General features: G+C 71.1%; 21 protein-coding genes. 18 read left to right on the top strand and 3 right to left on the bottom strand.

The window, feature by feature from the left end; translation table 11 throughout:
• Positions 1 to 356: 356 nt before the first annotated feature.
• The 6 genes from ACF07S_RS30960 (at position 357) to ACF07S_RS30935 (ending at position 6282) form a co-directional block, all read left to right on the top strand.
• A complete protein-coding gene (locus ACF07S_RS30960) occupies positions 357 to 1205 on the top strand; it encodes a menaquinone biosynthetic enzyme MqnA/MqnD family protein (RefSeq protein WP_391966101.1) in 849 nt (282 codons plus the stop codon).
• Between the two features lie 733 nt (positions 1206 to 1938).
• Positions 1939 to 2166 carry a hypothetical protein gene (locus ACF07S_RS30955; RefSeq protein ID WP_391966102.1) on the top strand — a complete coding sequence of 76 codons (228 nt, stop codon included), beginning with the start codon at positions 1939 to 1941 and terminating at the stop codon, positions 2164 to 2166.
• Between the two features lie 668 nt (positions 2167 to 2834).
• Complete coding sequence (locus ACF07S_RS30950) at positions 2835 to 3569, top strand: prepilin peptidase (protein WP_391975688.1); 735 nt, start codon at positions 2835 to 2837, stop codon at positions 3567 to 3569.
• Positions 3570 to 3638: 69 nt separating this feature from the next.
• A complete protein-coding gene (gene mqnC / locus ACF07S_RS30945; RefSeq protein ID WP_391966104.1) occupies positions 3639 to 4838 on the top strand; it encodes a cyclic dehypoxanthinyl futalosine synthase in 1200 nt (399 codons plus the stop codon).
• 17 nt (positions 4839 to 4855) lie between these two features.
• Positions 4856 to 5314, top strand: coding sequence for a hypothetical protein (locus ACF07S_RS30940; RefSeq protein ID WP_391975687.1), 459 nt, complete (start codon positions 4856 to 4858; stop codon positions 5312 to 5314).
• A 272-nt stretch (positions 5315 to 5586) separates the two neighbouring features.
• Positions 5587 to 6282 carry a demethylmenaquinone methyltransferase gene (locus tag ACF07S_RS30935; protein ID WP_391966106.1) on the top strand — a complete coding sequence of 232 codons (696 nt, stop codon included), beginning with the start codon at positions 5587 to 5589 and terminating at the stop codon, positions 6280 to 6282.
• Here ACF07S_RS30935 and ACF07S_RS30930 read toward each other — a convergent pair.
• Both ACF07S_RS30930 and ACF07S_RS30925 read right to left on the bottom strand, forming a co-directional pair.
• Positions 6269 to 6610 carry a PASTA domain-containing protein gene (locus ACF07S_RS30930; RefSeq protein WP_391966149.1) on the bottom strand — a complete coding sequence of 114 codons (342 nt, stop codon included), beginning with the start codon at positions 6608 to 6610 and terminating at the stop codon, positions 6269 to 6271. The two genes, ACF07S_RS30935 and ACF07S_RS30930, sit on opposite strands and share 14 nt — an antisense overlap.
• Positions 6611 to 6724: 114 nt before the next feature.
• A complete protein-coding gene (locus ACF07S_RS30925; protein ID WP_391966107.1) occupies positions 6725 to 7231 on the bottom strand; it encodes a GNAT family N-acetyltransferase in 507 nt (168 codons plus the stop codon).
• Between the two features lie 99 nt (positions 7232 to 7330).
• Between ACF07S_RS30925 and ACF07S_RS30920 the strand changes: the two genes are divergently transcribed.
• Positions 7331 to 8614: a geranylgeranyl reductase family protein gene (locus ACF07S_RS30920; RefSeq protein ID WP_391966108.1), complete on the top strand. Its 1284-nt coding sequence runs from the start codon at positions 7331 to 7333 to the stop codon at positions 8612 to 8614.
• A 403-nt stretch (positions 8615 to 9017) separates the two neighbouring features.
• On the opposite strand, the gene ACF07S_RS30915 is transcribed toward ACF07S_RS30920, so the two are convergent.
• On the bottom strand, positions 9018 to 9872 hold the full coding sequence (locus ACF07S_RS30915) for a C40 family peptidase (protein WP_391975686.1): 855 nt from the start codon (positions 9870 to 9872) through the stop codon (positions 9018 to 9020).
• Between the two features lie 745 nt (positions 9873 to 10617).
• On the opposite strand from ACF07S_RS30915, the gene ACF07S_RS30910 reads away from it, so the two are divergent.
• The 11 genes from ACF07S_RS30910 to nuoK are packed head-to-tail and all read left to right on the top strand — an operon-like array spanning position 10618 to position 21492.
• Positions 10618 to 10977 (top strand): NADH-quinone oxidoreductase subunit A, encoded by a 360-nt coding sequence (locus tag ACF07S_RS30910; protein WP_030494815.1) that lies wholly within the window; start codon positions 10618 to 10620, stop codon positions 10975 to 10977.
• Between the two features lie 13 nt (positions 10978 to 10990).
• On the top strand, positions 10991 to 11545 hold the full coding sequence (locus tag ACF07S_RS30905) for an NADH-quinone oxidoreductase subunit B family protein (protein ID WP_031035164.1): 555 nt from the start codon (positions 10991 to 10993) through the stop codon (positions 11543 to 11545).
• Positions 11542 to 12282 (top strand): NADH-quinone oxidoreductase subunit C, encoded by a 741-nt coding sequence (locus ACF07S_RS30900; RefSeq protein ID WP_391966110.1) that lies wholly within the window; start codon positions 11542 to 11544, stop codon positions 12280 to 12282. The genes ACF07S_RS30905 and ACF07S_RS30900 overlap by 4 nt, the downstream gene beginning before the upstream one ends.
• Positions 12279 to 13655 carry an NADH-quinone oxidoreductase subunit D gene (locus tag ACF07S_RS30895; RefSeq protein WP_391966111.1) on the top strand — a complete coding sequence of 459 codons (1377 nt, stop codon included), beginning with the start codon at positions 12279 to 12281 and terminating at the stop codon, positions 13653 to 13655. Before ACF07S_RS30900 ends, ACF07S_RS30895 begins: the two co-directional genes overlap by 4 nt.
• Positions 13652 to 14509, top strand: coding sequence for an NADH-quinone oxidoreductase subunit NuoE (gene nuoE, locus ACF07S_RS30890; protein WP_391966112.1), 858 nt, complete (start codon positions 13652 to 13654; stop codon positions 14507 to 14509). Before ACF07S_RS30895 ends, nuoE begins: the two co-directional genes overlap by 4 nt.
• Entirely contained in the window at positions 14509 to 15858 is a 1350-nt protein-coding gene (nuoF, locus tag ACF07S_RS30885) for an NADH-quinone oxidoreductase subunit NuoF (RefSeq protein ID WP_391966113.1), read from the top strand. Before nuoE ends, nuoF begins: the two co-directional genes overlap by 1 nt.
• The gene (locus ACF07S_RS30880) at positions 15855 to 18359 is read left to right on the top strand and encodes an NADH-quinone oxidoreductase subunit G (RefSeq protein WP_391975685.1); all 2505 of its coding nucleotides are present in this window, start codon (positions 15855 to 15857) and stop codon (positions 18357 to 18359) included. The genes nuoF and ACF07S_RS30880 overlap by 4 nt, the downstream gene beginning before the upstream one ends.
• A complete protein-coding gene (gene nuoH / locus ACF07S_RS30875) occupies positions 18356 to 19723 on the top strand; it encodes an NADH-quinone oxidoreductase subunit NuoH (protein WP_391966115.1) in 1368 nt (455 codons plus the stop codon). Before ACF07S_RS30880 ends, nuoH begins: the two co-directional genes overlap by 4 nt.
• The gene (gene nuoI / locus ACF07S_RS30870; protein WP_391966116.1) at positions 19716 to 20357 is read left to right on the top strand and encodes an NADH-quinone oxidoreductase subunit NuoI; all 642 of its coding nucleotides are present in this window, start codon (positions 19716 to 19718) and stop codon (positions 20355 to 20357) included. Before nuoH ends, nuoI begins: the two co-directional genes overlap by 8 nt.
• Positions 20354 to 21196, top strand: a complete 843-nt coding sequence (locus ACF07S_RS30865) for an NADH-quinone oxidoreductase subunit J (RefSeq protein ID WP_391966117.1) — start codon at positions 20354 to 20356, stop codon at positions 21194 to 21196. Before nuoI ends, ACF07S_RS30865 begins: the two co-directional genes overlap by 4 nt.
• A complete protein-coding gene (gene nuoK, locus ACF07S_RS30860) occupies positions 21193 to 21492 on the top strand; it encodes an NADH-quinone oxidoreductase subunit NuoK (protein ID WP_004927567.1) in 300 nt (99 codons plus the stop codon). The genes ACF07S_RS30865 and nuoK overlap by 4 nt, the downstream gene beginning before the upstream one ends.

Genomic DNA, 21492 nt, shown 5'->3' with positions numbered 1-21492 from the left:
AGGGTTGCCCTGCTCCAGAACCAGCAAGTGTGAAGATTGAATTCTGCACAACTGCATCCGTCTGAGAACGACGAGAGCCCGCGGTCACATGCTCCGCAGGCTCTGTACTGCAAGGGAAACCAAACTGCAACTTGCGATGAGCCTAGCACGCAGACGCCGGAATGCAAGAGAGGCCAAGATCACTTCACCCGAATGTTTGAACGCCTCGTTCGCCACAGGCGTCCGGGCGTCCGAGAGGGCGGCCCGGAGGTGGGCCGGGGACGGCCCGGGCGTCCGAGAGGGCTGGGCCGGGGACGGTCCGGAGCGGAGGCGGGGGCGGAGGTCCTGCCGCTCCGGCCGAGGGCTAGCCTCACGATGTGGACAATCCTCGCACCCGGCCGCGTGTCGGCCACATCCAGTTCCTGAACTGTCTGCCCCTTTACTGGGGGCTCGCGAGAACGGGCACGCTCCTCGACTTCGAGCTGACGAAGGACACCCCCGAGAAGCTCAGTGAGCAGCTGGTGCGAGGCGACCTCGACATCGGGCCCATCACCCTCGTCGAGTTCCTCAAGCACGCCGACCGGCTGGTCGCCTTCCCCGACATCGCCGTCGGCTGCGACGGCCCGGTGATGTCCTGCGTGATCGTCTCGCAGGTCCCGCTGGACCGGCTGGACGGGGCCAGGGTCGCCCTCGGGTCGACCTCCCGCACCTCCGTACGCCTCGCGCAGCTCCTCCTCGCCGAGCGGTACGGCGTACAGCCCGACTACTACACCTGTCCGCCCGACCTGAGCCTGATGATGCAGGAGGCCGAGGCGGCCGTCCTCATCGGGGACGCGGCGCTGCGGGCCAACATGCTCGACGGGCCCCGCTACGGCCTGGACGTGCACGACCTGGGCGCGCTGTGGAAGGAGTGGACGGGCCTGCCGTTCGTCTTCGCGGTGTGGGCGGCGCGACGGGACTACCTGGAGCGCGAGCCGGTCATCACCCGCAAGGTGCACGAGGCCTTCCTCGCCTCCCGCAACCTCTCCCTGGAGGAGGTCGGCAAGGTCGCCGAGCAGGCGGCCCGCTGGGAGGCCTTCGACGAGCGGACGCTGGCCCAGTACTTCACCACCCTCGACTTCAGCTTCGGCGCCCCGCAGCTGGCGGCGGTCGCGGAGTTCGCCCGCCGGGTGGGGCCGACGACGGGGTTCGCGGCGGACGTGAAGGTCGATCTGCTGCGTCCATGAGGCGGCGGGCGGCCCGCGCACCACCCTGCTGGAAGGTCCGCCGAAGGCCCGGCTGTCGAAGACCGGGTAAGTGCCTTCGGTTCCTCCCGGCCGCTGTCCGTCTCCCGCTCCTCACTGATGTGCCCGCGTCGGCGAACGACACCGGGCGCAGCACATGCCGCACGGGCATCACGACGGGGAAGGCCACCCGGGGACTCCGCAGCCGGACGGCCCTCGCGAGCTGGGCAGTCACCGCCTGCTGCGAAGACCGGGCGCCGGCGGCATGGGACGTGTGCACCCGGCGCGTTCGCCCGGTGGCCCTGCTGGTCACCCGTGGACCCGGGGTCCGCGCGTTGCCGGCCGTCCGACCCCGGGCGCATGCCCCACGGTTGCGTCCGCCTCGAGACATCCCCCGGACCTGCACACCGTTCACCCGGAGACCGTACGGAACGCGAGGGAACCGGGAGAACCGGGAGCCGAGGGTGAGGAGCCACGCGGAAATCCGGTTCACGTCGGCCCGGTCGGCGGGTGAACCGGCGGATGATGTGAAGGCGTCGGTTCATTCCGTGACGTCACTGCCACACTGGTGAATTCGGTGACGCAGGGAGGCCGTCCGCCAACAGCGTGACGGTGGTCGGCCGTTCGCCGGCGTGCTTTGATCGGTGCGCACGGCTCGCCGGTGATCGGCCCCGATTCCGGGCCTCCGGTGAATTCCCCGCCGTTGCGCTTCCTGATACGAACGGAAAGGCCAGCCATGACTTTCGTCCCGCAGGTAGAAACGGCCGAGATCTCCGACGCGGAACTGGACGACCTCTCCGGTGGTCAGGCCGTCTCCGCCGGCATCGACGCCGGTGTGGCCGTCGTCCTGGACCACGGTGCCGTCGGTGTGGGTGTGTGCGCCGAGGCGGGCTCCCTCAGCGTCTCCGCCGGTCTCGGCGGCTCGGTGAGCCCCACGGGTGAGGTGCGCGCCACGATGCTCTGAGCACGTGTACGGAGCCCCGGCCTGTTCGCGGGCCGGGGCCCGGCTCGTTTGTCGCAGGCCCCGTCCTCGTACGACCTGGAGAACCTCCCTTCACCCCTGCCGGTGCACCGCCTGACTCGAGGGCTTCGGTGAATGTGCTGAAAGCGGGGGCCGGGAAGGAGCGGGGGCCGCGGGCGGGGTGCCTTAAGGCGCGCAGGGCTGTGCGGGTGGAAGAACGCGCTGTTCCCACGCAGTTGTTGCCGTCGCCGCTTTCCGAGCAGAAGGCAGGGAAGAGGACCGGGCCGAGGATCGTGCCGCGATGACGCTGCGCATTCCGGAGCGGCGGGGAATTCCGGTGCCCGACGTCGTACGGGAGCGGGTCCAGGCCTGCACCGACCTCGATCAGCTCGAACGCCGGCCCAGCGGGCCGTTCACGCCACCCGGGCCGAGGACCCGTCCGGCGGTCGACCGGCCGGTCCGCCGTTGCCGTCGGGGAAGCCGCGGCGGGAGGGGGCCTTCGACCGTGGCCGTTCGAGTCCATAGGATCTCCGGAGGCTCAGCAGGCCCTCCTCCCCCACCCCCAGGAGACCCGTCATGCCGCGACGCCGCAGTCCCAGCCCGTCCGGCCCGACGGCTCCGGGGAACAGGACGCCGCCGCAGACGCGGCGCCACGCGGTCGCGGCGGCGGGATGAGCGACCACCTGAACGCCGTGCTGATCGTCTCCGCCGCGCTGTGGGGCGCGGCGGCCGGCGCGGTGCTGCCCCGCGCGGCCTACCGGTTCTCCGCCCCGTCGGGGGAGGAGTGGCGGACGGCGTGCCCGGCGGGGCACCCGGTCGGCGGCTGGCTCGGGCGGGCCCGGTGCGGGCCGTGCGCGGGACCGCCGTACGGGCCCGGCGCCGCTCCCGCCGCCGTCACCGCCCTCGTCTGCGCCGCCCTCGCCGCCGCCACCGGGGCCCGGCCCGAGCTGTTCGTCTGGCTGCTGCTCGCGCCCGCCGGCGTGCTGCTGGCGGTGGTCGACTTCCGGGTGCAGCGGCTGCCCGACCCGCTCACCCTGCCCTTCGCCGGGGCCGCCCTGCTGCTGCTCGGCCTGGCCGCCCTGGTCCCCGGGCACGCGGGCGAGTGGACCACCGCCCTGCTGGGCGCGCTCGCGCTGGGGGCCGGCTACTTCGTGCTGTTCCTCATCCACCCGAACGGCATGGGCTTCGGCGATGTGAAGCTCGCCCTGGGCGCGGGCGCCGTCCTCGGCTGGTACGGCTGGCCGACGGTGATGCTCGGCACCTTCGCCGGGTTCCTGTCCGGGGCGCTGTACGGGGGCGCGCTGGTCGTCGCGCGGCGGGCGGGGCGCAGGACGGCCATCCCGTTCGGACCGTTCCTGATCAGCGGCGCCCTCGCCGGGCTGCTGATCGGCGCCTTCGCGGCCTGACGTGAACCGCGCAATCCGGCTGACGTACGCTGGATCGGTCCGCCCACAACCCTTCCGAAAGGGACGCCGGTGACCGAGAAGGCCGACCTTCAGACCGTCCTCGACCGTGCCGCCGCCGGTGGACGGATCACCCCCGAAGAGGCTCTCGACCTCTACCGCGACGCCCCGCTGCACGCGCTGGGCGCCGCCGCCGACGCCGTACGCAGACGGAAGTACGCCGGTACGGAGCACATCGCGACGTACATCATCGAGCGGAACATCAACTACACCAACGTGTGCGTCACGGCGTGCAAGTTCTGCGCGTTCTACGCTGCGCCCAAGGACACCGCCAAGGGCTGGACCCGCGACCTCGACGACATCCTGCGGCGCTGCGCCGAGACCGTCGAGCTCGGCGGCACGCAGATCATGTTCCAGGGCGGCCACCACCCGGACTACGGCGTCGAGTACTACGAGAAGCACTTCGCCGCCATCAAGAAGGAGTTCCCGCAGCTCGTCATCCACAGCCTGGGGGCGAGCGAGGTCGAGCACATGGCCCGGATCTCCGAGGTGCCGGTCGAGGAGGCCATCACCCGGATCCACGCGGCGGGCCTCGACTCCTTCGCCGGCGCGGGCGCGGAACTGCTCCCCGCGCGTCCCCGCAAGGCCATCGCGCCGCTGAAGGAGTCCGGCGAGCGCTGGCTGGAGATCATGGAGATCGCCCACGGCCTGGGGGTCGAGTCCACGTCGACCATGCTGATGGGCACCGGCGAGACCAACGCCGAGCGGATCGAGCACCTGCGGATGATCCGCGACGTGCAGGACCGCACGGGCGGCTTCCGGGCCTTCATCCCGTACACCTACCAGCCCGAGAACAACCACCTGAAGGGCCGCACCCAGGCCACGGTCTTCGAGTACCTGCGGATGATCGCCGTCGCCCGCCTCTTCCTCGACAACGTGGCCCACATCCAGGGCTCCTGGCTGACCACCGGCAAGGAGGTCGGCCAGCTCTCCCTGCACTACGGGGCGGACGACCTCGGCTCGATCATGCTGGAGGAGAACGTGGTCTCCTCCGCCGGTGCCAGGCACCGCTCCAACCGGCTGGAGATCATCGACCTGATCAGGCGGGCGGGACGGGTTCCGGCCCAGCGGTCGACGACGTACGAGCACCTCGTCGTGCACGACGACCCGGCGAACGACCCCGTCGACGACCGCGTGGTCTCCCACCTCTCCTCCACGGCCATCGAGGGCGGCACGGCCCACCCGGAGCTGACGCTCCTCGCCTCCAACTGATCCGGCGGCGGACCGGGTTGGAGACCATCCACACGGCGGGCGAGCTCCGGGTCAGCTGGAGCTCGGAGCCGATCAGGGACGGTGCCGTCGTGGTGGGGCGGGACCGGATCGGGGACGTCGGGACGTTCGAGGAACTGCGCGAGCGGTTCCCGGGGGCGCGCGTGCGCCGATGGCCGGGCGTCCTGGGCCCCGCACGCGTCCACGAGGGCCCGCTGCCGGCCGCGCCGACGCCTCGCGAGCGCATCCACGCGGTGCTGAAGCTGGGTGCCGTGGTGGTGGTGGAGGAGCACGCCGGCACACCCGGACTGCGCGCGGCCGCCGAGCGGAACGGCGTCGTGGTGTGGCCCGAGAGGCCCTCACCGTCCTGGGAGCCCCGCATCCGCCGCACCGGCCGCGCGGACCTGGCGGTCTTCGACGACACGGGTGCGTGCGTGGCGACGGTGTGCGCGGGCCGCCTGGTGCACCGCCGGCGCTGAACGCGCCCCGGAGGGAGCGCGGGCCGTGGAGGCCTCGCGGGGCCGGTCCCGGAACGCCGGCCCCATCGGCACCCACGCGATGCCCGCGCTCCTGCTGCAGCGGGGCGATCGCCTCCGAACGCGGGTCCACGGACGCGGAGTCGTGGGTCCGCCGCCCTCGGCGTCGAAGTCGGCGCGGGTGCGCGGGCCGCGTCCAGCGCCGTGCCGTACGCCTCGCCCGCGCGCGGGAAGCCGGCGCTCCTGCCGTGGGAGCGGGCTGCAAGAATGGGCCCGTGACCCGCGCATCCCTGGACAAGCAGCCGCACGAAGTCGCCTCGATGTTCGACGACGTCGCGGAACGGTACGACCTGACCAACGACGTGCTGTCCCTCGGCCAGGACCGGCGATGGCGCAAGGAGGTCGCGAAGGCGGTCGACGCGCGGCCCGCGCAGAAGGTGCTGGACCTGGCCGCCGGCACGGGCACGTCGTCGCTGCCCTTCGCCCGCACCGGCGCCTACGTCGTCCCCTGCGACTTCTCCCTCGGCATGCTCCGGGTCGGCAAGCGGAACCGCGCCTGGCTGCCGTACACCGCCGGCGACGCGACCCGGCTGCCGTTCCGGGACGACGTGTTCGACGCCGTCACCATCTCCTTCGGGCTGCGCAACGTGCAGGACACGGACGCCGCGCTGCGCGAGATGCACCGGGTGACCCGGCCCGGCGGGCGCATCGTGATCTGCGAGTTCTCGCACCCGACGTGGGCGCCGTTCCGCACCGTCTACACCGAGTACCTGATGCGCGCGCTGCCGCCGGTCGCCCGGGCGGTGTCGTCCAGCCCGGACGCGTACGTCTACCTCGCCGAGTCGATCCGCGCCTGGCCCGACCAGCCCGCGCTGGCCCAACGGCTGCGGGGCGCCGGCTGGTCGAAGGTGGCCTGGCGCGATCTGACGGGCGGCGTGGTGGCGCTGCACCGGGGCTTCAAGGAGAGCTGAGCAGCAGGACGGCGGAGGGGGCGGTGCCCGGTTCCGCCCGTTGCCGCGCGGACCCGCCCGCCGGCGGCGCGGGTCCACGCGGCTCACGCACCCCGCCGCCGCCCTCGCCCTCGCCGAAGTCGAACCACACGTGGACCACGGAGTCCCGCGGCACCTCGGTACCGGGCTGCGGGTACTGGCGTACGACGTAGTCGACGACGGCGAGAGCGAAGTCCGGCCGGTCCGGAGCGTCCACGGACAGGCCCCGCGCCCGGGCCGACTCGCGCGCGTCCACGGCCATCAGGCCGACCAGGCGCGGCACGCGCACCTCGGGTGTCCTGGGTGTCATGCGCACGGACGTCACCCCCCAGCGGTACCGGCAGAGTAGACCCGGGGCGGGGCCGCCGGAAGCATCCCGTGGCGTTCCGTGACAATCTATTACCGTGAGTGACTCAAATGGAAGTCAGAGTTCCAGTCGGTAGCAGTGGCTCTCGCGGCCCGAGACCGGCGTCGTGTACGTCTCGGCGAGGCGCATCCCCAGCCGCCGGGCGACCGCCGCCGAGCGGGAGTTGCGGGCGTCCACCATCGCCACCACGCTCTTCGGGCCCGCCGCGCGCAGCCGTTCCAGCGTCTCCAGGGCCGCCGCGGTGACGAACCCGTTGCCCCAGCGCGCGCGGGCCAGCCGCCAGCCGATCTCGATCTCGCCGGCCGGACCCCAGTCGCGCTCCCACGGCTGGGCTCCGGTGAAGCCGAAGACCTCGCCGGACTCGTCCAGCATGCTCCACAGGCAGAAGCCGAGCTCGGCGTCGTGCCGCCGCTGGCGCGCGGTGAGCTCCTCGTAGACCGACAGCTCCGCCGACGCGCCTCCGTGGAACTCCATGACGTCGGGGTCGTCGAAGATCCGGTGCCAGGCGACGGCGTCCTCGTGGGTGGGTACACGCAGCCGTACAGCGGGGAGAGCGCGGTTCACGGGGGCAGCCCTTCAGCCGGGTGATCAATTCTGCTGAATAGACTGCCCGTGTCCAGTGCCGGTCGGCACGCACATTCCGAACCTTGGGGAGATCCCGCCGTGACCGAGCCCCTCTCCGACAACACCGCCGATGTGATCGTCGTGGGCGCGGGGCCAGCCGGCTCCACCACCGCTTACCACCTGGCCCGGTCAGGACTCGATGTGCTCCTGCTGGAGAAGACCGAGTTCCCGCGGGAGAAGGTCTGCGGCGACGGCCTCACCCCGCGCGCCGTGAAGCAGCTGGTGTCGATGGGCATCGACATCTCCGAGGAGGCCGGCTGGCTGCGCAACAAGGGCCTGCGCATCATCGGCGGCGGCGTCCGCCTCCAGCTGGACTGGCCGGATCTCGCCTCCTTCCCCGACTACGGCCTGGTGCGCAAGCGGGACGACTTCGACGAGCAGCTCGCCCGGCAGGCGCAGAAGGCCGGCGCCCGGCTGTACGAGCGCTGCAACGTCGGCGCGCCGATCGTCGACGACCGCACCGGGCGCATCACGGGCGTGCAGGCCAAGCTCGGCGAGGAGAAGCGGGAGGTCACCTTCCACGCCCCGCTGGTGGTGGCCGCCGACGGCAACTCCACCCGGCTGTCCCTGGCGATGGGCCTGCACCGCCGCGAGGACCGCCCGATGGGCGTCGCGGTGCGCACGTACTTCACCTCGCCGCGGCACGAGGACGACTACCTGGAGTCCTGGCTGGAACTGTGGGACCGCCGAGGCCCCCAGGACCGGCTGCTGCCCGGTTACGGCTGGATCTTCGGCATGGGCGACGGGACGAGCAACGTCGGCCTCGGCGTGCTCAACACCTCCGACTCCTTCAAGGAGCTGGACTGGCGCGAGGTCCTCAAGGCGTGGTGCGCCTCGATGCCGGAGGACTGGGGCTACACCCCGGACAACATGACCGGCCCGATCCGCGGCGCCGCGCTCCCCATGGCCTTCAACCGCCAGCCGCACTACACGCGCGGGCTGCTGCTGGTCGGTGACGCGGGCGGCCTGGTGAACCCGTTCAACGGCGAGGGCATCGCCTACGCCATGGAGTCCGGGCAGATGGCCGCCGACGTGATCGTCCAGGCCCACGCGCGGGCGACGCCGGCCCAGCGGGAGATCGCCCTGCGGCGCTACCCGCGGATCCTGAAGGACGCCTACGGCGGTTACTACACGCTCGGCCGCGCCTTCGTGAAGCTCATCGGCAACCCGAAGATCATGCAGATCGCCGCCCAGCGCGGGCTGACGCACCCGATGCTGATGAAGTTCACCCTGAAGCTGCTCGCCAACCTGACGGACCCGACGGGCGGCGACGCGATGGACCGCATCATCAACGGCCTGAGCAAGGTGGCGCCGAAGGCGTGACGTCACCGGCGTCCACCGGGCACGGCGGGACGCCGCCGACCGGCGGGGCGGTGCTGCCGGGTCCCGGCGCGGGCCCGGTCGTGGTTCCGGGGCCCGCGAGGGGCGGTCCGGCGGTGCCGGCGCCCGGCGCCCGCCACCTCGCGGTGACCGGCGCTGCGGACGGCGCTGTGGACGGCCGGGGCCCTGAGGGCGGGCACCCGGGCGTCGGGCGTCCGCGGCGGGAGCCGTGAGCGGCCGTCAGGGGGCCGTACGGGGCTCCGCCGGCGCATGCCGGCACCGCCAACCCGCCCCGGGAGGGGGATGATCCGGGCAATCGGGCGATCTCACCCCGGACCGAGGCGGTGAAAGAGGGAGGGCCGCTGCCCGAGCGGCAGCGGCCCTTCGGCCCGTGAGGGAGCGCGGCTCAGAGCACGCGCACGGCACCCGACGCCGGGTAGCCGGAGAGGTCCTGGATGACGACGCCCTTGGCCGAGTTGGCGGCGTCCAGGTACTGGCCGCCGCCGATGTAGACACCCACGTGGTACGCGGAGCCCTTGCCGCCCCAGTAGAGGATGTCGCCGACCTGGATCTGGGACAGCGGGATGTCGGTGCCCACCATCGACTGGTCCTGCGAGACGCGCGGCAGGTCGACGCCGACCTGGCGGAACGCGGCCTGGACCAGGCTGGAGCAGTCCCAGGCGTTGGGACCCGTGGCGCCCATGACGTAGGCGTCGCCCACCTGTGCCCTGAGGAAGGCGACGACCGACGCGACGCTGCCGCCGGCCGGAGCGGAGGCGGTCGTGGTGGTGGTGGCCGCGGCCGTGGCCGTCGTCGCGGCGGAGAGGGTGGTGCGCTCGGCGTCGCGGGCGGCGCGCTCGGCGGCGGCCTTGCGGGCCTCCTCGGCGGCCTTCTTCTTCGCCTCGGCCTTCTTCTTGGCCTCGGCGAGGTCCGCCTTGGCCTCCTTGGCGGCCTGGGTGGCGGCCGCGTCACGCTCGGCCTGCAGCTGGTAGTTCGCGGCGGCCTGCTGGGTGGCGTCCGCGGACTGGGCGACCTGAGCGGCCAGGTCTGCCGTCAGGGTGGGCAGTTCGAGGGTCTGCGTCACCGGCTCGGCGGCGTTCGCCGAACCGGACGCCCCGGCCACTGCCAGGGTGCTGAGGACGCCACCGGCAACTCCGGCCCGCATCGCGATCGTGGACGGCGCGGTGCGGCGGGGCTTCCGGTGGCTGCGTATGGGAGCGGTGTGGGACATGGGAACAACCGGTACCAGGGGGTGCTTCATATCTTCAAGAAACGTGGGCTGCGCCACAGTTGTTCAATCGAGGCTCAGAATCCCGGGCGTGTCGTTCTTTACCGACGCCGTAAGGGACATTGCGGGCGCCCGTGATCGGCCCTTGATCACGCACTTTCATCGTTACGCCCTAATTGCCCCGCGCTTACCACCGGTTGAGGTGCTTGGCCAACCCCCCTTCTCCCGCGCCCCTCATGGATGTGGCGGAGGTCACGGAACGATCACCCCCGGAGCCGCGTCGGGCCGGCCGTCCGCGCTCCGGTCGACGGGGGTGCCGGTGGCCGGAACGCGACGCCGGGACTTCGTGAACGCGCGCACACGTCCACATTCCGCCTCGCGACCCCCCTGACGTGTGAACGCTCCTCTATCAAGAGATCCGGTCCAGCACCAATTTGCATGCGGAGGAACCTTCTTGATATTGAGGCAACCTCTCTGAGCTGCACCGACGAGATAAAATGTCACCATTGGTGATCGCACGAACGCTTCGCGTGCGAAGATCGCCGCTCATCCGACTTCATGATCGTTCGTCAGGTGGTGGAGATCACAAAGGTTGTGCGATACCCCGTGTCGCAGATCACAGACCCACGGGCATAAGATGCGGAGCGGTTGGGCTTGTGACCTGCTTCACATGTTCTCGATCTTCGCCGGGGCGGGCGTGGTTCGTGGGGCAGCAGGGGCGGTCGTGGGCCCGAGCCATCCGCCAGCAGTCAGTGCCGACTGAGAGGAGCGAGGAGCGGTGAACGCCTATGCGCCCATCCTCGTACTGGGAGCCCTCGGGGCAGGCTTTGCGATCTTCTCCGTGGTCATGGCCACGCTGATCGGTCCGAAGCGGTACAACCGCGCCAAGCTCGAAGCCTACGAGTGCGGTATCGAGCCGACCCCCACGCCGGCCGGCGGCGGGCGCTTCCCCATCAAGTACTACCTGACGGCGATGCTCTTCATCGTCTTCGACATCGAGATCGTCTTCCTCTACCCCTGGGCCGTCACCTTCGACGCCCTGGGGCTTTTCGGGCTCGTGGAGATGCTGCTCTTCGTGCTCACCGTCTTCGTCGCGTACGCGTACGTATGGCGGCGCGGCGGCCTGGAATGGGACTGAGGGGCCTTTAGCCATGGGACTCGAAGAAAAGCTGCCGAGCGGATTCCTGCTGACCACCGTCGAGCAGGCCGCGGGCTGGGTGCGCAAGTCGTCCGTCTTCCCCGCCACGTTCGGCCTCGCCTGCTGTGCCATCGAGATGATGACCACCGGCGCCGGCCGCTACGACCTGGCGCGCTTCGGCATGGAGGTCTTCCGCGGCTCACCGCGGCAGGCGGACCTCATGATCGTGGCCGGGCGGGTCAGCCAGAAGATGGCGCCGGTGCTGCGACAGGTCTACGACCAGATGCCGAACCCCAAGTGGGTGATCTCGATGGGAGTTTGTGCCTCCTCGGGCGGCATGTTCAACAACTACGCGATCGTCCAGGGCGTCGACCACGTCGTCCCGGTCGACATCTACCTCCCCGGCTGTCCGCCCCGGCCCGAGATGCTGATGGACGCCATCCTCAAGCTCCACCAGAAGATCCAGGGCTCCAAGCTCGGCGTGAACGCCGAGGAGGCGGCCCGCGAGGCCGAGGAGGCGGCGCTCAAGGCCCTGCCCACGATCGAGATGAAGGGGCTGCTGCGATGAGCGACGCGAACGGCAACGGGGTCAATCCGGAGAAGGACCTCTCCGCCGAGAACCTCCCGGGCCAGCGCGGCAGGGGCGGCGAGGAGATCCGCGTCCAGCGCGGCATGTTCGGCGCCGACAACGGCGGCGACACCTCCGGATACGGCGGACTGGTCCGCTCGGTCCGCCTCCCGGGACCGGCGGCCCGCCCCTACGGCGGGTGGTTCGACGAGGTCGCCGACGAGCTGGAGGGCGCGCTGGAGGAGCAGGGCCTGCTCCCCGCCCACGCCATCGAGAAGACGGTCGTCGACCGCGGCGAGCTCACCTTCCACATCGAACGCGAGCACCTGGTCCGGGTCGCCCGCACCCTGCGCGACGACCCCGCCCTGCGCTTCGAGCTGTGCACCGGCGTCAGCGGTGTGCACTACCCGAACGACAGGGGCCGCGAGCTGCACGCCGTCTACCACCTGCGCTCGATCACCCACAACCGGGTGATCCGGCTCGAGGTCGGCGCCCCCGACAGCGACCCGCACATCCCGTCGCTGTTCTCCGTCTATCCGACGAACGACTGGCACGAGCGCGAGACCTACGACTTCTTCGGCATCGTCTTCGACGGCCACCCGGCCCTGACGCGGATCATGATGCCGGACGACTGGCAGGGCTTCCCGCAGCGCAAGGACTATCCCCTCGGCGGCATCCCCGTCGAATACAAGGGCGCCCAGATCCCGGCTCCGGACCAGCGGAGGTCGTACTCATGAGCACTCCCCACCCGTCGCCCGGCGACCACCCCTCGTCGAGTCCCTCCGGGACCGCCTCCTCGACGGCCTTCCCCCGGGAGACCACCGAGGGCACCGTGTACACGGTCACCGGTGGCGACTGGGACGAGGTCGTCGAGACCGCGGCCCGGGCCGACGACGAGCGCATCGTCGTCAACATGGGCCCCCAGCACCCCTCCACCCACGGCGTGCTCCGCCTGATCCTGGAGATCGACGGCGAGACGGTCACCGAGGCCCGCTGCGGCATCGGCTACCTCCACACCGGCATCGAGAAGAACCTCGAGTACCGGACGTGGACCCAGGGCACCACGTTCGTGACGCGCATGGACTACCTGACGCCGTTCTTCAACGAGACGGCGTACTGCCTGGGGGTCGAGAAGCTCCTCGGCATCGAGGACCGGATCCCCGACCGCGCCTCGGTCATCCGGGTGCTCCTGATGGAGCTGAACCGGCTCTCCTCGCACCTGGTGTGCATCGCCACCGGCGGCATGGAGCTCGGCGCCACCACGATCATGATCTACGGATTCCGTGACCGTGAACTCATTCTCGACATCTACGAGCTCATCACGGGCCTCAGGATGAACCACGCGTACATCCGCCCCGGCGGACTCGCGCAGGACCTGCCGCCCGGCGCGGTGGACCGGATCCGCGAGTTCGTGAAGAAGATGAAGAAGAACCTCCCGGAGTACGACAAGCTCGCCACCGGGAACCCCATCTTCAAGGCCCGGATGCAGGACGTCGGCTACCTCGACCTGGCCGGCTGCATGGCCCTCGGCGCCACCGGCCCGATCCTGCGCTCCACCGGCCTGCCGCACGACCTGCGCAAGGCGCAGCCGTACTGCGGATACGAGACCTACGACTTCGACGTCCCGACCGCCGACACCTGCGACTCCTACGGCCGCTTCCTGATCCGGCTGGAGGAGATGCGCCAGTCGCTGCGCATCGTCGAGCAGTGCCTGGACCGGCTCCGGCCCGGGCCGGTCATGGTCGCCGACAAGAAGATCGCCTGGCCCGCCCAGCTCGCCCTGGGACCGGACGGACTGGGCAACTCCCTCGACCACATCAAGAAGATCATGGGCACCTCCATGGAGGCGCTGATCCACCACTTCAAGCTGGTCACCGAGGGTTTCCGCGTCCCGCCGGGACAGGCGTACGCGGCGGTCGAGTCGCCCAAGGGCGAACTCGGGGCGCACGTCGTCTCCGACGGCGGCACCCGCCCCTACCGGGTCCACTTCCGTGACCCGTCGTTCACCAACCTGCAGGCCATGGCGGCGATGTGCGAGGGCGGCCAGATCGCCGACGTCATCGTCGCCGTCGCGTCCATCGACCCCGTGATGGGAGGCGTCGACCGGTGACCACCTCTTCTTCGGAGCGGGGCGTCAGCCTGGGCATGCCCGAACTGCCCGCACCCGCCTACCCGGACGACGTCCGGGCCCGGCTGGAGACCGACGCGCGCGAGGTCATCGCCCGCTACCCGGACTCCCGGTCCGCCCTCCTGCCGCTGCTGCACCTGGTGCAGTCGGAGGAGGGCCACGTCACGCGCACCGGCATGCGGTTCTGCGCGGACATGCTCGGCCTCACCTCGGCCGAGGTGACCGCGGTCGCCACCTTCTACTCCATGTACCGGCGCCGGCCGAGCGGTGACTACCAGGTCGGGGTGTGCACCAACACCCTGTGCGCCGTCATGGGCGGCGACGCGATCTTCGAGGAGCTCCAGGAGCACCTGGGCGTCGGCAACGGCGGGACCACCGACGACGGCAAGGTCACCCTGGAGCACATCGAGTGCAACGCGGCCTGCGACTTCGCGCCCGTGGTGATGGTCAACTGGGAGTTCTTCGACAACCAGACCCCCCAGAGCGCCAAGCGCCTCGTCGACGACCTGCGCGCCGGCCGCCCGGTCGCGCCCACGCGCGGCGCGCCCCTGTGCACCTTCAGGGAGACCGCGCGGATCCTGGCCGGTTTCCCCGACGAGCGGGAGGGCGCCGTCGACGCCACGGGGAGCGCGGGCCCCGCGTCGCTGGCCGGCCTGAAACTGGCCAAGGGAGAGGCGCCCGCCCGTGTGGTGCACCCGCGCGGCGCGGCACCGCGGGACACCCCGCCGCACGAGCCGTCGCCCACGGAGCACCTCAGCTCACACGACGCGCCGCAGGACACATCGGCCTCCGATCCCTCCCACCCGGCGGGACCTGTCGCCGAGGAGGGGGAGTGATGACCTTGGCACCCGAACTCAAGGACACCGGCCCGGAGAAGCTGCTCGCACCCGTGCTGTCGGCCTTCTGGGACGAGGAGGAGTCCTGGACGCTGGACGTCTACCGCAGGCACGACGGATACCAGGGGCTGCGCAAGGCGCTCGCCATGTCGCCGGACGACGTCATCGCGTACGTCAAGGACTCCGGTCTGCGCGGGCGCGGCGGCGCCGGCTTCCCGACGGGGATGAAGTGGCAGTTCATTCCCCAGGGGGACGGCAAGCCCCACTACCTCGTCGTCAACGCCGACGAGTCGGAGCCGGGGACCTGCAAGGACATCCCGCTCCTCTTCGCCAACCCGCACAGCCTCATCGAGGGCATCGTCATCGCCTGTTACGCGATCAGGTCGTCGCACGCCTTCATCTACCTGCGGGGTGAAGTCGTCCCCGTCCTGCGGCGGTTGCACGAGGCCGTGCGCGAGGCCCGTGAAGCCGGCTTCCTCGGCGAGAACATCCTGGGCAGCGGACTCGACCTCGAACTCACCGTGCACGCGGGCGCGGGCGCGTACATCTGCGGTGAGGAGACCGCACTGCTCGACTCGCTCGAAGGCCGCCGGGGCCAACCGCGGCTCCGTCCCCCCTTCCCCGCCGTCGCGGGCCTCTACGCGTGCCCCACCGTGGTGAACAACGTCGAGTCCATCGCCTCGGTTCCCGCCATCATGAGCCGGGGCAAGGAATGGTTCCGCTCCATGGGCAGCGAGAAGTCCCCCGGCTTCACGCTCTACTCCCTCAGCGGCCATGTCGCGAGCCCCGGCCAGTACGAGGCGCCCCTCGGCATCACGCTGCGCCAGCTGCTGCAGATGAGCGGCGGGATGCGCCCGGGCCACCGGCTGAAGTTCTGGACGCCGGGCGGCTCCTCGACGCCGATGTTCACCGACGAGCACCTCGACGTCCCCCTGGACTACGAGGGAGTGGGCGCCGCGGGTTCCATGCTCGGCACCAAGGCCCTGCAGTGCTTCGACGAGACGACCTGCGTCGTGCGCGCCGTCACCCGCTGGACCGAGTTCTACGCCCACGAGTCCTGCGGCAAGTGCACGCCCTGCCGCGAGGGGACGTACTGGCTGGTGCAGCTGCTGCGCGACATCGAGGCCGGCAAGGGCCGGATGTCCGACCTCGACAAGCTGAACGACATCGCCGACAACATCAACGGCAAGTCCTTCTGCGCCCTCGGCGACGGCGCCGCCTCGCCGATCTTCTCCTCGCTCAAGTACTTCCGCGAGGAGTACGAGGAGCACATCACGGGCCGCGGCTGCCCCTTCGACCCGGCCAGGTCGACGGCCTGGGCCGACCACCGTACGGAGGTGAACGCATGACCGTCACCACGAGCGCCTCCTCCGGCGGAGGAGAGGCGGCGGTGCCGCCCGAGGACCTCGTCACGCTGACGATCGACGGCGCGGAGATCAGCGTGCCCAAGGGCACCCTGGTCATCCGGGCCGCCGAGCAGCTCGGCATCGAGATCCCCCGGTTCTGCGACCACCCGCTGCTCGCCCCGGCCGGGGCCTGCCGCCAGTGCATCGTCGAGGTCGAGGGACAGCGCAAGCCCATGGCCTCCTGCACCATCACCTGCACCGACGGGATGGTGGTGAAGACCCATCTGTCCTCGCCGGCCGCGGAGAAGGCCCAGCAGGGTGTGATGGAGCTGCTGCTCATCAACCACCCGCTGGACTGCCCGGTCTGCGACAAGGGCGGCGAGTGCCCGCTGCAGAACCAGGCGATGTCGCACGGCCACGCCGAGTCCCGCTTCGAGGGCAAGAAGCGCACCTACGAAAAGCCCGTCCCGATCTCCCCCCAGGTGCTGCTGGATCGCGAGCGGTGCGTGCTGTGCGCCCGCTGCACCCGGTTCTCCCAGCAGATCGCGGGCGACCCGATGATCGAGCTGATCGAGCGGGGCGCGCTCCAGCAGGTCGGCACCGGCGAGGGCGACCCCTTCGAGTCGTACTTCTCCGGCAACACCATCCAGATCTGCCCGGTCGGCGCGCTCACCTCGGCCGCCTACCGGTTCCGCTCCCGCCCCTTCGACCTCATCTCCTCGCCGTCGGTGTGCGAGCACTGCTCCGGCGGCTGCGCCACCCGCACCGACCACCGGCGCGGCAAGGTCATGCGGCGCCTCGCCGCCCACGACCCCGAGGTCAACGAGGAGTGGATCTGCGACAAGGGACGCTTCGCCTTCCGGTACGCCCAGCAGCGCAACCGGCTCGAGACGCCGCTGGTGCGCAACGCCGAGGGCGACCTGCGGCCGGCGTCCTGGCCCGACGCGCTGCAGATCGCGGCCCAGGGGCTGCTGGCCTCGCGGGGCCGCACCGGTGTCCTGACCGGCGGCCGGCTCACCGTCGAGGACGCCTACGCCTACAGCAAGTTCGCGCGCGTCGCGCTCGACACCAACGACGTCGACTTCCGCGCGCGCGTGCACAGCGGTGAGGAGGCCGACTTCCTCGCCGCACGGGTCGCGGGCCGCGGCCGCGACCTCGACGGCACGGGCGTCACGTACACCTCCCTGGAGCAGGCGCCCGCCGTCCTGCTGGTCGGGTTCGAGTCCGAGGAGGAGGCGCCCGGCGTCTTCCTGCGGCTGCGCAAGGCCTGGCGGGGGCACGGGCAGCGGACCTTCGCCCTCGCCACGCACGCCACGCCCGGTCTGCTCAAGGCCGGCGGCACGCTGCTGCCGGCCGCCCCCGGCACCGAGACCGAATGGCTGGACGCGCTGTCGAGCGGCGTCGGCCTGGAGGGCGACGGGGCCAGGGCCGCCGAGGCGCTGCGGACCGAGGACGCGGTCATCGTCGTCGGCGAGCGGCTGGCGGCCGTACGGGGCGGCCTGACCGCGGCCGTGCGGACGGCCGCCGCGACCGGCGCCCGGCTGGTGTGGATCCCGCGCCGGGCCGGGGAGCGGGGCGCCGTCGAGGCGGGCGCGCTGCCGTCGCTGCTGCCGGGCGGCCGCCCGGCGACCGACCCCCGTGCGCGCGAGGAGGTCGCCGCCGTCTGGGGCGTCGCCGAACTGCCGCACCGCTACGGCCGGGACACCGGCCGGATCGTCGAGGCGGCGGCACGCGGTGAACTCCAGGCGCTGCTGGTCGCGGGTGTGGAGGTGACCGACCTGCCCGACCCGGCCCGCGCGCGTGCGGCACTCGCCGAGGCCGGGTTCGTGGTCTCCCTGGAGCTGCGGCCCGGTGAGGTCACCGAGCTCGCCGATGTGGTGCTGCCCGTCGCCGCGGTCGCCGAGAAGGCCGGCACCTTCCTCAACTGGGAGGGCAGGGTCCGCATGTTCGAGGCGGCGCTCAAGCCCGACCAGATGACCCGGCGGCTCGCGCCCACCGACGCGCGCGTGCTGCAGATGCTGGCCGACGCCATGGACGTCCACCTGGGGCTGCCGGATCTGCGCACGATCCGCGCGGAGCTCGACCGGCTCGGCGCCTGGGCCGGCCCCCGCGCGAGCGACCCGCTGGAGACCGCGGGCGCGCTGCCCCGGCCGGCCGCCGGGGAGGCGGTGCTCGCCGGGCACCGGCTGCTGCTCGACCAGGGCCTGCTGCAGCTGGGCGACGAGGCGCTCGCCGGCACCCGGCACGCCGCCCGCGCGCGCGTGTCGGCCGCCACGGCCGCCGAGGTCGGTGTCAGGGCCGGTGACGTGCTGGCCGTGACCGGCACCGCCGGAACGGTCGAACTGCCCCTGGAGGTGACCGAGATGCCCGACCGCGTGGTGTGGCTCCCGTTGAACTCCGCCGGCCGCGGCGTCGCCTCCGACACCGGGGAACGGCCCGGTTCCCTCGTCCGCATCGGACCGGCGACGCCCGCCGGCGAGGCCCCCAAGGAGGTGGAGGCATGAGCCCGTACCTCGCCGCTGAAGACCTCTCGATGTTCGGCCGCGACCCCTGGTGGCTGGTCGTCGTCAAGGCGGTGTTCTGCTTCGCCTTCCTGATGGTGACCGTGCTGATCTCCATCGTCATGGAGCGCAAGGTCGTCGCCTGGATGCAGCTGCGCATCGGCCCCAACCGGCACGGGCCCTGGGGCATGCTCCAGTCGCTCGCCGACGGCGTGAAGCTGATGCTCAAGGAAGACGTCATCGTCACGCGCGCGGACAAGGCGGTGTACGTCCTCGCGCCGGTCGTCGCCGCCGTCCCGGCCTTCATGGCGATCGCGGTGATCCCCTTCGGGCCGGCCGGCAACGAGATCTCGGTCTTCGGCCACCGCACCACGATGCAGCTCACCGACCTGCCGATCGCCGTGCTCTACATCCTCGCGGTCGCCTCGGTCGGCATCTACGGCATCGTCCTGGCGGGCTGGAGCTCCGGCTCCACCTATCCGCTGCTGGGCGGCCTGCGCTCCTGCGCGCAGATGATCTCCTACGAGATCGCCATGGGCGCCGCGTTCGCCTCGGTGTTCCTCTACTCCGGGTCGATGTCGACGTCGACGATCGTCGAACAGCAGGCCGACCGCTGGTACATCCTGCTGCTGCCGGTCTCCTTCATCATCTACGTCGTCACCATGGTCGGCGAGACCAACCGCGCCCCGTTCGACATGCCCGAGTCCGAGGGCGACCTGGTCGGCGGCTTCAACACCGAGTACTCGTCGATCAAGTTCGCGATGTTCATGCTCGCCGAGTACATCAACATGGTGACCGTCTCGGCCGTCGCGGTGACCCTCTTCCTGGGCGGCTGGCGGGCCCCGTACCCGGTCAGCACCTTCTGGGAGGGCGCCAACCACGGCTGGTGGCCGCTGCTGTGGTTCACGGCCAAGGTGGTGCTGCTGCTGTTCCTCTTCGTCTGGCTGCGCGGCACGCTCCCACGGGTCCGCTACGACCAGCTGATGAAGCTCGGGTGGAAGGTCCTCATCCCGGTCTCGCTGGTGTGGCTGATGGCCGTCGCCACCGTCCGCGCCCTGCGCAACGAGAACTACGACTTCGCCGACATCGCGCTCTACGTCGCCGCCGGCGTCCTCACCCTGCTCCTGCTGTCCTTCGTCGCCGACATGTTCCGGGCGAAGGAGGCCGAGGAGCCCGGCGAGGCGCCCGCCTTCGACCCCATGGCGGGCGGATTCCCCGTGCCGCCGCTGCCCGGACAGGAACTGCCGCCGGTGCCGCGGCGCCCCTCGCACCGCGAGCGGGAGCTGATCGTCAGCGGTGGGCCCGATACCCGGGGTGACGAATCCCCGGGTGGATCTACGGATGGAAAGGAGGCGTCCGATGGCTGAGGAGCCCAAGGAGACCAAGCCCGGTTTCCAGAATCCCGTGGCCGGCTTCGGCGTGACCTTCAAGGCCATGTTCAAGAAGCGGCTGACCGAGCAGTACCCGGAGCAGCAGAAGACCACCGCTCCCCGTTTCCACGGACGGCACCAGCTCAACCGCCATCCGGACGGCCTGGAGAAGTGCGTCGGCTGCGAGCTGTGCGCCTGGGCCTGCCCCGCCGACGCGATCTACGTCGAGGGCGCGGACAACACCGACGAGGAGCGCTACTCGCCCGGCGAGCGGTACGGCCGCGTCTACCAGATCAACTACGCCCGCTGCATCCTGTGCGGGCTGTGCATCGAGGCGTGCCCGACGCGCGCGTTGACGATGACCAACGAGTTCGAGCTGGCGGACTCCAGCCGCGCCAACCTCATCTACACCAAGGAGCAGCTGCTCGCCGGTCTGGAGGAGGGCATGGTCGACTCCCCGCACGCCATGTACCCGGGCACCGACGAGCAGGACTACTACCGGGGCCTGGTGACCGAGGCCGCACCCGGTACGGAACAGCAGGCCGCCCACTCCAAGGGCGAGGTGGTGCAGGAGGCCGACTCGACCTTCGGCGCGGAGGAACCGGCGTCCGGGAAGGTGATCGGACGGTGACCGGGCAGCTCGCGGCCTACTCCACCTCCACCGGAGAGGCCTTCCAGTTCTGGATCCTCGGCACGATCGCGGTGATCGGCGCCCTGTGCACCGTCTTCATGAAGCGGGCCGTGCACAGCGCGCTCTGCCTGGCCGGCACCATGATCATCCTGGCGGTGTTCTACCTGGCCAACGGCGCCTACTTCCTCGGCGTCGTACAGATCGTCGTCTACACCGGCGCGATCATGATGCTGTTCCTGTTCGTGGTGATGCTGGTCGGCGTCACCGCGGCGGACTCCCTGAAGGAGACCATCAGGGGCCAGCGCTGGCTGGCCCTGCTGTGCGGGCTCGGCTTCGGCGTCCTGCTGATCGGCGGGATCGGCAACGCCTCGCTCGGTGAGTTCAGCGGCATCGGCCAGGCGAACGCGGGCGGCAACGTGGAGGGCCTCGCGGCCCTGCTGTTCACCAAGTACGTCTTCGCCTTCGAGATCACCGGCGCCCTGCTCATCACGGCCGCCGTGGGTGCCATGGTGCTCACCCACCGGGAGCGCACCGAGCGCGCCAGGACCCAGCGGGAGATGTCCGAGCAGCGCGTCCGCGACGGCAAGTACCTGCCGCCGCTCCCGGCACCGGGTGTGTACGCCCGGCACAACGCCGTGGACATCGCGGGCCTGCTGCCCGACGGCACCCCCTCGGACCTCACCGTCAGCAAGACGCTGCGGGACCGCGGCCAGGTCCGTGACGTGTCGCAGGAGGCGATCAACGACCTGCGGGCGATGGAGCAGCGCGCGGAGGAGCGTCTGGACCGTCGCGCCATCGACGCGCCGACGTTCAAGCGGGCCGAGGAGGCGTCGAAGTGAACCCCGTCAACTACCTGTACCTGGCCGCGCTGCTGTTCACGATCGGCGCGACCGGGGTGCTGATCCGGCGCAACGCGATCGTCGTGTTCATGTGCGTCGAGCTCATGCTCAACGCCTGCAACCTGGCGTTCGTCGCCTTCTCCCGGATGCACGGCAACCTCGACGGCCAGATCATCGCCTTCTTCACGATGGTCGTCGCCGCCGCGGAGGTCGTGGTGGGGCTGGCGATCATCGTGTCCCTGTTCCGTTCCCGCCACTCGGCCTCGGTCGACGACGCCAGCCTGATGAAGCTGTGA

Source organism: Streptomyces sp. NPDC016640 (genome assembly GCF_043076215.1).
GTDB lineage: Bacteria > Actinomycetota > Actinomycetes > Streptomycetales > Streptomycetaceae > Streptomyces.
This window is presented reverse-complemented; position numbering and strand designations above follow the sequence as displayed.

Bases quoted from the DNA above. Each gene is read 5' to 3' on its own strand.
- ACF07S_RS30880 (WP_391975685.1), top strand. From the start codon at position 15,855: ATGACCGTCACCACGAGCGCCTCCTCCGGCGGAGGAGAGGCGGCGGTG.
- nuoF (WP_391966113.1), top strand. From the start codon at position 14,509: ATGACCTTGGCACCCGAACTCAAGGACACCGGCCCGGAGAAGCTGCTC.
- ACF07S_RS30930 (WP_391966149.1), bottom strand. From the start codon at position 6,610: ATGACACCCAGGACACCCGAGGTGCGCGTGCCGCGCCTGGTCGGCCTG.
- ACF07S_RS30900 (WP_391966110.1), top strand. From the start codon at position 11,542: ATGAGCGACGCGAACGGCAACGGGGTCAATCCGGAGAAGGACCTCTCC.
- ACF07S_RS30950 (WP_391975688.1), top strand. From the start codon at position 2,835: ATGAGCGACCACCTGAACGCCGTGCTGATCGTCTCCGCCGCGCTGTGG.
- ACF07S_RS30955 (WP_391966102.1), top strand. From the start codon at position 1,939: ATGACTTTCGTCCCGCAGGTAGAAACGGCCGAGATCTCCGACGCGGAA.
- ACF07S_RS30895 (WP_391966111.1), top strand. From the start codon at position 12,279: ATGAGCACTCCCCACCCGTCGCCCGGCGACCACCCCTCGTCGAGTCCC.
- ACF07S_RS30915 (WP_391975686.1), bottom strand. From the start codon at position 9,872: ATGAAGCACCCCCTGGTACCGGTTGTTCCCATGTCCCACACCGCTCCC.
- nuoI (WP_391966116.1), top strand. From the start codon at position 19,716: ATGGCTGAGGAGCCCAAGGAGACCAAGCCCGGTTTCCAGAATCCCGTG.
- nuoH (WP_391966115.1), top strand. From the start codon at position 18,356: ATGAGCCCGTACCTCGCCGCTGAAGACCTCTCGATGTTCGGCCGCGAC.
- ACF07S_RS30905 (WP_031035164.1), top strand. From the start codon at position 10,991: ATGGGACTCGAAGAAAAGCTGCCGAGCGGATTCCTGCTGACCACCGTC.